9 protein-coding genes are annotated in these 12,188 nt (G+C 30.0%); all 9 read right to left on the bottom strand.

What is annotated here, in order from left to right:
• Positions 1–34: 34 nt before the first annotated feature.
• Positions 35–616: an imidazole glycerol phosphate synthase subunit HisH gene (gene hisH, locus ACFDSN_RS04820; protein WP_375238701.1), complete on the bottom strand. Its 582-nt coding sequence runs from the start codon at positions 614–616 to the stop codon at positions 35–37.
• Between the two features lie 71 nt (positions 617–687).
• Entirely contained in the window at positions 688–1,827 is a 1,140-nt protein-coding gene (gene hisB / locus ACFDSN_RS04815) for a bifunctional histidinol-phosphatase/imidazoleglycerol-phosphate dehydratase HisB (protein ID WP_375238700.1), read from the bottom strand.
• Positions 1,828–1,890: 63 nt separating this feature from the next.
• Entirely contained in the window at positions 1,891–2,925 is a 1,035-nt protein-coding gene (gene hisC / locus ACFDSN_RS04810) for a histidinol-phosphate transaminase (protein WP_375238699.1), read from the bottom strand.
• Positions 2,926–2,929: 4 nt separating this feature from the next.
• Complete coding sequence (hisD, locus tag ACFDSN_RS04805; protein WP_375238698.1) at positions 2,930–4,216, bottom strand: histidinol dehydrogenase; 1,287 nt, start codon at positions 4,214–4,216, stop codon at positions 2,930–2,932.
• Positions 4,216–5,073, bottom strand: coding sequence for an ATP phosphoribosyltransferase (gene hisG, locus ACFDSN_RS04800; RefSeq protein ID WP_375238697.1), 858 nt, complete (start codon positions 5,071–5,073; stop codon positions 4,216–4,218). The genes hisD and hisG overlap by 1 nt, the downstream gene beginning before the upstream one ends.
• A gap of 255 nt (positions 5,074–5,328) precedes the next feature.
• On the bottom strand, positions 5,329–6,141 hold the full coding sequence (locus ACFDSN_RS04795) for a prohibitin family protein (RefSeq protein ID WP_375238696.1): 813 nt from the start codon (positions 6,139–6,141) through the stop codon (positions 5,329–5,331).
• 22 nt (positions 6,142–6,163) lie between these two features.
• A complete protein-coding gene (locus ACFDSN_RS04790; RefSeq protein WP_375238695.1) occupies positions 6,164–8,191 on the bottom strand; it encodes a VWA domain-containing protein in 2,028 nt (675 codons plus the stop codon).
• Positions 8,192–8,252: 61 nt separating this feature from the next.
• Positions 8,253–8,999 carry a 3-oxoacyl-[acyl-carrier-protein] reductase gene (gene fabG, locus ACFDSN_RS04785; RefSeq protein WP_375238694.1) on the bottom strand — a complete coding sequence of 249 codons (747 nt, stop codon included), beginning with the start codon at positions 8,997–8,999 and terminating at the stop codon, positions 8,253–8,255.
• A gap of 182 nt (positions 9,000–9,181) precedes the next feature.
• The gene (locus ACFDSN_RS04780) at positions 9,182–12,154 is read right to left on the bottom strand and encodes a M16 family metallopeptidase (RefSeq protein ID WP_375238693.1); all 2,973 of its coding nucleotides are present in this window, start codon (positions 12,152–12,154) and stop codon (positions 9,182–9,184) included.
• Positions 12,155–12,188: the final 34 nt, after the last annotated feature.

The following is a 12,188-nucleotide window of genomic DNA, read 5'->3' as shown; positions in this document are numbered from 1 at the left end:
CTATAATATCTATTGCTGGGATTATTCTCATAATTTATAATTCTAAAAAATTCTTCAAAATTTGCTCTCCTACTACACTACTCTTTTCTGGATGAAATTGCACACCATAAAAATTATCATTTTGCAAAGCTGATGCATAATTAAATTCATAATTAGTCGTTGCAATTTGTTCTTTACATTCTTCAGCATAAAAACTATGTACTAAATACATAAAGGCTTCTTCTTTAATATTATTAAATAGAGGCGATTTTAATTCTGAAATTGTATTCCAACCCATTTGTGGTGCTTTTACAGCATTAGAAAATCGTTTTACATCAACATTAAAAATACCTAAACCTTTAGTATTTCCTTCTTCTGATGATTTACACATTAACTGCATTCCTAAACAAATTCCTAAAACAGGTTGTTTTAACGTTGGAATTAGAATATCTAAGCCAGAAGCTTTAAGCATTTCCATAGCAGAATTTGCTTCACCAACACCAGGGAAAATAATTTTATCGGCAGATTTAATCTCCTCTGGATTGTTAGATAAAATAGCATCTACACCAAGTCTTTTAAAAGCAAATTGAATACTTTTAATGTTTCCTGCACCGTAATTTATTATAACTAATTTCATTTAATTTCTAAATTTTAGATTCTGCGTCGTTGCGCAAAATGACAAATGCAAATTTTTTAGCAAATAGCTAATTATAACATTCCTTTTGTACTTGGCAAAAACATTTTGTTAGCATCACGCTTTACAGCCATTTTCATAGCTTTTGCAAATGCTTTAAAAATGCCTTCAATTTTGTGATGTTCGTTATTTCCTTCAGCTTTAATGTTTAAATTACATTTTGCACCATCCGTGAACGACTTAAATAAGTGAAAAAACATTTCAGTTGGCATATCGCCTATTTTTTCACGATTAAATTTCGCATCCCATTCTAACCAGTTTCTACCACCAAAATCTACAGCTACTTGTGCTAAGCAATCGTCCATTGGTAAACAGAAACCATAACGCTCAATTCCTAATTTATTTCCTAAGGCTTTGTTGAATAATTCCCCTAGGGCAATCATAGTATCTTCTACAGTATGATGCTCGTCTACTTCTAAATCGCCTTTAACTTTAATAGTTAAATCCATTGCGCCGTGACGACCAATTTGATCTAACATATGATCAAAGAAATGTAAACCTGTATCAATATCATTTTTACCAGAACCATCTAAGTTTAATTTGATATAAATCTGTGTTTCGTTAGTATTACGGGTAATTTCAGAAACTCTATATTCTAATTTTAAAAACTCGTAAATAGCTTTCCAATCTGTACTTGTTAACGCTACACAATCTAAAATAGCTTGTTTAGAGGTTTCTATTTCTTCTGCACCTAATTCTGGATCTTCAGACAAAAAGATGCCTTTTGCTCCTAAGTTTTTAGCCAATTCCATATCGGTAATTCTGTCTCCTAATACAAAAGAGTTATCTAAATCGTATTTCTCTTTATCAAAATACTGTGTTAACAAACCTGTTCTTGGCTTACGTGTTTCAGCATTTTCGTGAGGAAAAGTTTTATCTATAAAAACATCTGTAAAAACAACACCTTCTTTTTCGAAAGCTGTCATTACTTTATTCTGAGCTGGCCAAAACGTATCTTCTGGAAAAGAATCTGTTCCTAGACCATCTTGATTGGTAACCATAACCAATTCGTAATCCAATTCTGAAGCTATTTTAGCCATATATTGAAATACCTTAGGGTAATACTCTAATTTTTCTAAACTATCTAATTGATAATCTACTGGCGGTTCTAAAACTAAAGTTCCGTCTCTATCTATAAATAATACTTTTTTCATAATGTAGCTTTTTACTTTTAGCTTTTGGCTGTTAGCAAATAGCTAATAGCCAAAAGTGAAAGACTATATTTTTTTTAACGCTTCAATTAATTTTTTGTTCTCTTTATTAGTACCAATTGTTATACGAATACAATTTTCTACATGTGTATGTCTATTTCTAACAATTACTTTTTTATCAATTAAATATTGATAAGTTTTATCTGCATTGTCGACTTCAACCAATAAAAAATTTGCGTCTGTAGGATAAATCTTTTTTACTATAGAAAGCTTACTTAGTGCTTCTTCTAACTTGGTTCTTTCTGAAAGAATGATGTCTATATTCTTATTTACGTCGTCTAAATTTACTAAACTGTTTAAAACCGCCTCTTGATTTAGAGTACTGACGTTATATGGTGGTTTTACACGATTATACAATTGAATAACCTCTTTGTTTGCATAAGCAGCACCAACTCTAACACCTGCTAATCCCCAAGCCTTACTAAAGGTCTGGCTTACAATTAAATTATTGTATTTATTGATATTTTTAATAAAGGATGCTTTTGAACTAAAATCTATATATGCTTCGTCTACAATTACAATTCCGTTGAAGTTTTCTAAAACATATTCAATATCTTCCGAATTAATGCAATTACCTGTTGGATTGTTAGGTGAACAAATGAAAATGATTTTTAATTCCTCTACATCTAAATACGGTTGTAATTGATTTAGACTGATTTGGAAATCATTAATCAATGGTTGTTTGATAACCTCGATATTATTAATATTTGCAGACACATCGTACATTCCGTATGTAGGTGAAAAGGTTAATACTTTATCTTTTCCTGGTTCACAAAAAATACGAAAAGCTAAATCTATAACTTCATCACTTCCATTACCAACAAAAATCTGGTTAGTATCTACATTCTTTATTACAGCTAATTTCTCTTTTATTTCTTTTTGTTGTGGATCTGGATATCTATTAAGAGTTCCAAAAGGATTTTCATTTGCATCTAAAAAAACGTCTGCTGCACCTTTAAACTCATCTCTTGCAGAAGAATATGGCCTTAAAGCTTTTATGTTTTCTCTTACGAGGTTGTTTATGTTGAAATTTCTGTTCATAATTTTAAGCTTCTAAATCCTTTAATCTTAGCGTTACCGAGTTTTTGTGGGCTTGTAAACCTTCGGCTTCTGCCATTAATTCAATAGTTTTTCCAATACTTAAAATTCCTTCTTTTGTTATTTTCTGAAACGTAATAGCCTTTGTAAAACTATCTAAGTTAACTCCAGAATACGCTTTACTAAATCCGTTTGTTGGTAAGGTGTGATTAGTTCCTGAAGCATAATCTCCTGCGCTTTCTGGTGTATAATTACCAATAAAAACTGAACCTGCATTTACTATTCTATTGACGTATAAATCTTCGTTTTTTACACAAACAATAAAATGTTCTGGTCCATATTCGTTAATCATTTCTAAAGCAATTTCATCGTTTTCAACGTAAATCAATTTAGAATTAGCTATGGCTTGTGTGGCTATGTCTTTTCTTGGTATTACTGCTAACTGAGTTCCTACTTCTTTAGAGACTTTTTCTATTAAACATTTAGATGTAGAAACCAAAATAACCTGGCTATCTGTTCCGTGTTCTGCTTGACTTAATAAGTCCGATGCTACATAAGCTGGGTTTGCTGTATCGTCTGCTACAATCAACAATTCACTTGGCCCAGCAGGCATATCAATAGCTACACCATATTTGGTAGAGATTTGCTTAGCAACAGTTACAAATTGATTTCCAGGTCCAAAAATTTTGTAAACCTGTGGAATTGTTTCTGTACCAAAAGTTAATCCTGCAATAGCTTGAATACCACCAACCTTAATAATTTTTGTTACACCACATAAATTAGCTGTATATAAAATTTCGTTAGCCACTTTACCTTCTGAATTTGGTGGCGTACACAATATAATTTCTTTACAACCTGCAATTTGAGCAGGAACAACCAACATTAAAATAGTTGAAAACAATGGTGCAGTTCCGCCTGGAATATATAAACCTACTTTTTCAATAGGACGTTTTTCTTGCCAACACTTAACACCTTTTACAGTTTCAACTTGAACTTTTTCTGTTTTTTGTGCCTTGTGAAAAGCATATATGTTTGACTTTGATTGCTGAATAGCTTCTTTTAATTCGGGTGAAACCAACGATGAAGCTTGTTCAACTTCTTCAGGAGTTACGACAGCTGAATCTAATTTACAACTATCAAACTTCTCTGTATATTTAGAAATAGCTTTATCGCCATTTCGAGATACATCATCAAAAACCTGAAGAACAGTAGATTCTATATCATCAACGGTTTGTGTTGGTCTTTCTAATAATTGAGTCCATGAAGATTTATTTGGGTTTATAATTGTATTCATTACAGTACCATATTTTCAATTGGACAAACTAAAATTCCTTCTGCTCCAGTTTCCTTTAATTGGTCTATAACGTCCCAAAAATCATTTTTATTAATTACAGAATGAATAGAACTCCAACCTTTTTCTGCTAAAGGTAAAACAGTTGGGCTTTTCATTCCTGGTAAAATATTCATTATAGCATCTAGCTTATCGTTTGGTGCGTTTAATAATACATATTTATTGTTAGATCCTTTTAAAACCGCTTGAATTCTAAATTTTATTTTATCAAGAATTGATTTAGTTTCAGTGTCTAAATTTGGTGATGATGCTAAAACAGCTTCCGATGTTAATAACACTTCCACTTCTTTTAAGTTATTTTTAAACAATGTACTTCCACTAGATACAATATCTACAATGGCATCTGCCAAACCAATATTTGGTGCAATTTCTACAGAACCATTAATGATATGGATATTAGCTTTTACGCCATTTTTTTCTAAAAATTGATTTACTGTGTTTGGATAAGACGTTGCAATACGTTTACCATCTAACTCTTTAATATTGGAATAACTTGTATTCTTAGGTACAGCTATAGATACTTTACATTTAGAAAAACCTAAGCGCTCTACAATTGTTAAGTCATTTCCTTTTTCTATCAACACGTTTTCTCCAATAATAGCTGCGTCTATAACGCCATCTCGCAAGTATTGAGGAATATCTCCATTACGTAAATAAAACACTTCTAATGGAAAATTACGAGCAGATGCCTTTAATTGATCTTTACCATTTTCTATAGAAATTCCAATATTTTTAAGGAGTCTCATTGAGTCTTCATTTAGTCTACCAGATTTTTGTACAGCAATTCTAAGTTTTTTCATTTTAATTTTTGATTATGCTTGAGAAAACGAATGAAAACAAAAAACCCGTTCGATTTCTCAAACGGGTTTAATATATTTTAAATTACTTCAATACATTTTTAGCTCGCTTGATTGCCAGATATAAAATGATGATGATGTAAGTTATTTTTAAACATTGTTATTTTTTAATATTGCAAAATTGAACAAAAATATTGAAACTACAAACAAATAAGTTTCTTTTTTTGAATATTTATTCGGTTTAACATTATTTAGTTGTTATTGATTACCTAAAATAATTGGTAATCCAGAATCTCCAGACCCAATAACAATGACTTTAGAATTAGGTGATTCAGATAATTTTAAGGTAGCTTCTATTCCTTTGTCTTGCAAAATTTTATCATTTAAAGATGCACTTAAAATTTTATTTGCATCTGCCTTACCTTGAGCTTCAATTCTAACTTTCTCTGCTTCTTTAGCAGCTGTTACTAACCTAAATTCATATTCTAAAGATTCTTGTTCTTGTTTTAGTTTACGCTCAATAGCATCTTTAATTGTTGTTGGTAGTTTTACATTTTCTACTAAAACACGTTTTACATTTACAAATTGTCCTTTTAACTCAGACCTTACTTCTTCTAAAATTTCAAGTTCAATAATATCTCGCTTACTAGAATATAATTGTTCTGGTGTATAACGACCAACTACAGATTTAGCAGCTGCATTTATTGCTGGACTTAATAATTCATTAACATAGTCTTCTCCTTTTGTTTGAATTAATTTACCTAAGTTACTAAATTCTGGTTCAAACCAAATTGTACCACTAACTGTAATATCTAATCCATTTACAGATAATACATTCATGTTATCAGAAATAGATTGCTGACGTACTTTTTTGATAATCATATGGTTCCAAGGCGCAACAACATGAAAACCTTCTCCATATGTTTGACTTGTATCTATACCTCCGCCAAAACGCTCAAAAATAACGCCTCCTTCTCCTGGTCCAATGGTTACAGCCGATTTTGTAACTAAAATTATTAAAAAAACAATTCCTGCAATTACTGGTATTCCTATTTTTGGTAACTTTTCCATTCTTTTTTTATTTTATATTTATTTAAATTAATCCTTTATATTTTCTTAAATACCATTCTATTACAATTATCAATACTATTAAAAACAATAAATAATAGCAATTAATTAATGCTTCAGTTTTTGTTGTACTTTTTTGTATTGGTAAATAACGTTTATCATTTAATAAGTTATCTAAAACAACTTGGTAATTATCTATTAAGCCAAGCACTCCATTACTATTTGTCGATAATTGATGTAGTTTTGTTACATCTGCATTGGCAAATTGTGCTTCAATATTAAAATCTAGGATTTCAAAACTACCAGATTTTGCTAAGTTACTATTTGTTGATACAGTAAAACTATATTTTGAAGGTTTTAACTGACTTAAATCTACTTGATAACTGTTATTTGATAAAATCAACGGTAAATTGATAGTATTATTATTTATTTCATCTTTTAAAATGATGTTTACACTTTGACTAGCATCAAACTCATAGTTTTTATTGAATACTTGAGATCTTAAAACTGCATTTGCGTTACCATCGTAAAACGTTTGATAATCTAATGTTATACGTTGTTTTCTCTTTTTAGAGGCTAAAAACTGTACTAATTTTCCAGTAAAATCGTCAAAAACTGTAAACGTTTGCTGATTAACATAACTTTGTGCGCGCCATTTCCAAATGTTTTCACCAAATAAAATCCCGTAGCGCGATGTGCCTTTCTCTAAAGTTGCTAATAACGGTTGATTCGTTGATATTCCATTTACAGATTGCTCTAACAAAGTTTGGAACTCACTATTAATTTTTAATTCTCCAAAAATACTTTTTAATGGTGGAAAAGAATTGAAATCTAATTCTGGTGTAATAAATGCATTATAATTAGAGTTAAAAATGGGTTGATAATTTTCGGTCTGACTCGTTGCTTCTACACTAAATAAATCTGTTTCTTTATTTAAGAAGTCAAAATTAGTTTGCGTTCCTAAAACAGCTAAATAATTTATATTTTCTTTAGTTAAATAGCTCAATATAGATTTAAACTGATTATTTGGCTGATACAACATAACCATTTGAAAATCATTTTTTTGATTTAAAAATTTTTTTGGTTTTAAAATCGAAACCTTTCGTTGTTTATTGGTCTCAATACTCTTTTTTAAAGCTCCTAAATCTGGATGTAATAAGGTACTTACAATAGCAACATTTGTAGATTTGTCTATAACTTCTATTGCGAATTTCTTATAATTATTCTGTTTGTTTTTTTCATTTTCTAGAGTACCTAAACTTGCAGAATATGTTTGAACTCCAACTTTATTTGTTGGTAATTCAAAACGTAATATCTGTGAGTTATTATCCTTTGTGAAATTAATAGCTTTAGAAAACACAGCTTTTCCATTAGATGTAATGCTAAAGTTTTTAGTAATTGTATTATCACCATTATAAACCAAAATAACTTCTACCGGAAACTTGTTTTTTAAATATGCGTATTTATTAACATTTAAGTTTGAAATTTTTAAATCTGATGTTTTTAAAGAGTCTCCAACAACAATTGGGTAAATTGGTTGTTGATATTGCTGTGCAGCAAACGTATAATCCGAACCATAGGTTTGATTTCCGTCTGTAATTAAGATTGTTGGACTAACAGTTTCTTTGTAAATAGATTTTAATTCTAACAAAGCCTTACTTATGTTAGTTTGCTTGTTTTTGAAATTTAATGAATCTGTACCTAATTCGTCTGAAAACGTATAATTAAGAATATTAAAACGTTCTGAAAGCTCTTTGTTTTTTTCTATACTATTTAAAAATACTTTTACATTCTCTTCTTCTTTTAACTGCTTTATTGAGTTAGAATTATCTGTAACTACAACTAAATTTGGCTTTTCGTTATAATAAGACGTATTAGTTATTTTTGGATTTATTAATAGTATTAGAATTAAGAATACAGATAAAAATCTTAAAAATGCAAAAAGCGCATTTTTTTTCAATGCGCTTTTTGATTTGTATTTATAGAGAAATAATGCCACTAAAAGTGATGCTATTCCAGCTAGTATTATGTAAAAATAGGTTTGTGTATTCATTTAATTAGTATAGCTCTTAAGATTAGCACTTTATGTATAAAGCGTATTCTAAAACTTAGAACTATGTTAACATTCCACCATCAACATTAATAGTTTGTCCCGTAACGTATGCAGACATGTCACTTGCTAAAAAGACACATACATTTGCTACATCTTCTGGAGAACCACCACGTTTTAATGGAATAGAATCTCTCCAGCCTTGTACTGTTTTTTCGTCTAATTTACCAGTCATTTCAGTTTCAATAAAACCTGGAGCAATCACGTTACTTCTAATATTTCTTGATCCTAGCTCTAAAGCTACAGATTTAGAAAAACCAATAATACCAGCTTTACTTGCTGCATAGTTAGTTTGACCTGCATTACCTTTAACACCAACAACAGAACTCATATTAACAATAGAACCTTTACGCTGCTTAAGCATTGTGCGTTGTACTGCTTTAGTCATATTAAAAACAGATTTTAGGTTAACTTCTATTACTTTATCAAAATCTTCTTCAGAAATACGCATTAACAAGTTATCTTTTGTAATTCCTGCATTATTAATTAAGACATCTATACTACCAAACTCTTCTTTTACAGCATCTGCTAATTCTTGAGACTCTGTAAAACTTGCTGCATTACTTTTATAACCTTTAGCTTTTACACCTAAAGCAATTAATTCTTTTTCTAATTCGTTTGCTGCATCTACAGAAGAACTATAAGTAAATGCTACGTTAGCACCTTGTTTTGCAAAAACCTCTGCAATACCTCTACCTATTCCTCTACTTGCTCCTGTAATTATGGCTGTTTTACCTTCTAAAAGTTTCATATTTTAAATGATTAGTTTGCGTATTTATTAATTAAATCAAATATACTAATTACCGCGACTTTTAAAATTAAAAATCCCTACAATTTTATAATTGTAGGGATTTTGATTAACAATTCAACTTTCCTTTTTACTTACAGATTCCACAAAAGTTAAAACCTATTCTAAAGAAAGAGAATTGAAGATTATAATTTAACTTCAGTAGGCTTTTCATAATTAAATAAGAAATCTACTTCCATCTCTTGTACTTTACCAAGTTTTTTTAGTGCTTCTAAATTAATATCTTTCTTATTTCCTATAACCATAACATTGTAATCTTCTCCTTTAACATTTGTTTTAAAGAAGTTAGTTAAATCTTCCATAGTCATGTTTTCTATGGCTTTATACATGGCTTCACGATTATCATTATCTAAGCCTAGTTTTTTAAGTCTCTCGTAATTCCAAAACACATTAGATTTAGTTATACGTTGAGCTGCTAATTCTTTTAATACTGAATTTTTAGCGTTTTGAAATTGATCTTCAGCTTCTGGCATATTGTTCATTAAATCCATCATTGCATCTACTGCTTGAGGCATTTTATTTGCTTGAGTCCCAATATAAGCCATAACATAATTAGAATCGTCTTTTTTACGAGATGTAGAATAATTAGCCCAAGCTGAATATGCCAAAGATTTAGATTCTCTAATTTCTTGGAATACAATAGAAGATAATCCGCCACCAAAATAAGTATTAAACAGTCTTGAAGCCGCCATATTTTCTGCTTTAAAAGGTTCTCCTTTTGCTAAAAACATCATTTCCGACTGCACCATATCAAAATCAACAAAATATACATTTCCACCAGTTTCTTTTTCTGTATAAGTAACTGCCTCTGGGTAATCTTTTAATTCTGAAGCGACTTTATGATATGTGTTTAATGCAGTAATTGCAGCATTTACATCTTTTCCATAGTAAAAAATTCTGTGTTTGTAGTTTTTTAAATCTTTAGTTAAAGCTACTAATTCTTCTGGGTTAATTTTCAACAATTCACTCACTGGAATAATATTTCGTAAACGAGAATTTTCACCATATTTACCATAATTTAATAAGCCAGAACGTAAAATACTTCCTTTATTCGTTTTATTATTTTGTCTCCCTTTAGCAATTGCTTGAATATATTTATCGTAAGCTTCTTGATCTGCTTTGGCATTAGACCATAAATCTTCTAATAACTCCAATCCTTTAGGTAGGTTTTCTTTTAAACCACTTAATGACACATAACTCTGCTCCGCTCCTGCACTTACAGAATAATCTATTCCTAATTTATAGAATTCTTTCTTTAAGTCTTCAGCAGAAAACTTATCTGTTCCAATATATTCTAAATAACCAACAGCAAGGCCAAGCTTTTTATCGCTATCACTTCCCATATCAAAAATTATATTTAAATCGAATAGATCATTATTCACATTTTCTACATAAGAAACAGACAAACCACTTTCAGTTTTTAATTCCTTTATAGCTGTTTTATAATCGATATATTTTGGTTTTAAGTCTGATGATGTCACTTTATTGAAATTCTCAATAAATAATGAGGCTTTATCCCTATTTAAGTTTACAGGAGTAATTCCTGGATTTGCAACCTTAGCAATAGATTTGTCTTCGCCTTGACGCTTATACGTTACAACGTAGTTGTCTTGATAAAATGAATTAGCAAAATCTACTAATTCCTGTTTTGAAATCTTTTTTAAATCATCTAAAAACGAAACTTTTTCTTTCCAATTTTCGTGATGAATAAATGCGTTATAATATGCAGAAGCTACAGCTGTAGCATTCTCGTATTGTTGCATTTGACTTTTCTTTAAATCATTTACAACAGCTTCAATCATCCATTCGTCAAATTCTCCAGCTTTTAATTTTTCTATTTGCCCTAATAACAATTCTTTAACTTCATCTAAAGTTTGATCTTCTTTAGGAGTTCCATTAAACGAATGATATCCGTAATCATTTAAAAATGTTGGAGAACAACCAGCACGTTGAACTGCTTTTTTTTGGTTTAAGTTTAAATCTATTAAACCAGCATTTCCGTTAGCTAAAATCATATCACATAAAGTCACTAACTTCTCTTCATTTGTATTTACTCCAGGACTTCTAAATGCAATAGATATAGATTCTGCTGTTGGTCCAAAAACTTCGTTTATTATAGGACTTGTTATTGCTTCTTCTTTCGGTAATACTGGATGAGTCACTTCTTTTCTTTCAAACTTACCAAAAGATTCATTTACCTTTTTTATAGTTGCGTCAAAATCTAAGTCTCCAACTAAAACAACAGCCATATTATTTGGCACATAATATTTATCGAAATAATTATTAATATCAATCATTGAAGGATTCTTTAAATGATCTGCTGTGCCAATAGTACTTTGTTGACCATAAGGATGTTTTGGAAACAAACCTTTTAACATAGCAGCATATTGTTTTCTTCCATCGTTATCTTGTCCTCTATTAAATTCTTCAAAAACAGCTTCTAATTCCGTATGAAATAAGCGTAACACCAATTGACTAAAACGTTCACTTTCAAGATTTAACCATTTATCAAGTTCGTTAGCAGGAATTTTGTTTTTATAGACTGTTTCTTCAAACCAAGTATGTGCATTGGTACCTGTAGCTCCTAAAGAACTCATCATCTTATCATACTCGTTAGCAATTGAGTAGTTTGATGCTTCTAAAGACACTTCATCTATCTTTTTATATAATGCAACTTTCTTTTCAGGATCTGTCTCTGCTCTATGTTGCTCATATAATTCAGAAATTTGATCTAAATACTTTTTTTCAGCTTCAAAATCTACTGTACCAATTTCGTCTGTTCCTTTAAAAACCATATGCTCTAAATAATGAGCTAAACCTGTTGATTCTTTTGGATCGTAATTAGAACCAGCTCTAACAGCTATATAAGTTTGTATTTTAGGCTCTTCCGTATTTTTACTTAAATATACTTTTAGTCCATTCTCTAAAGTGTATAAACGTAAACCTGTTGGATCGTTTGTTACAGATTCATAACTAAATCCGTTTGCATCTGTCACTGAATTTACTGCAACTTCATTGTTGTTTTTAGTCGCATTTTTCTTACAGCTAAAAGCAACAAGAAGCAACACTACTAAAACAATTGGTTTTAAATGTTTCATTTTTGGAATATTAATTAATAAAAAAAGTTCGTTA

Origin of the sequence: Aurantibacter sp., assembly GCF_042094015.1 — a bacterium.
In the GTDB taxonomy this organism is placed as follows: Bacteria; Bacteroidota; Bacteroidia; order Flavobacteriales; family Flavobacteriaceae; genus Aurantibacter.
Note: the sequence above shows the minus strand (reverse complement) of the source record. Positions and strands in the feature narration are given on the sequence as shown.

Coding starts and splice junctions, on each gene's coding strand:
- hisB (WP_375238700.1), bottom strand. CDS start 1,827: ATGAAAAAAGTATTATTTATAGATAGAGACGGAACTTTAGTTTTAGAA.
- hisG (WP_375238697.1), bottom strand. CDS start 5,073: ATGAAAAAACTTAGAATTGCTGTACAAAAATCTGGTAGACTAAATGAA.
- fabG (WP_375238694.1), bottom strand. CDS start 8,999: ATGAAACTTTTAGAAGGTAAAACAGCCATAATTACAGGAGCAAGTAGA.
- ACFDSN_RS04795 (WP_375238696.1), bottom strand. CDS start 6,141: ATGGAAAAGTTACCAAAAATAGGAATACCAGTAATTGCAGGAATTGTT.
- hisD (WP_375238698.1), bottom strand. CDS start 4,216: ATGAATACAATTATAAACCCAAATAAATCTTCATGGACTCAATTATTA.
- ACFDSN_RS04790 (WP_375238695.1), bottom strand. CDS start 8,191: ATGAATACACAAACCTATTTTTACATAATACTAGCTGGAATAGCATCA.
- ACFDSN_RS04780 (WP_375238693.1), bottom strand. CDS start 12,154: ATGAAACATTTAAAACCAATTGTTTTAGTAGTGTTGCTTCTTGTTGCT.
- hisC (WP_375238699.1), bottom strand. CDS start 2,925: ATGAACAGAAATTTCAACATAAACAACCTCGTAAGAGAAAACATAAAA.
- hisH (WP_375238701.1), bottom strand. CDS start 616: ATGAAATTAGTTATAATAAATTACGGTGCAGGAAACATTAAAAGTATT.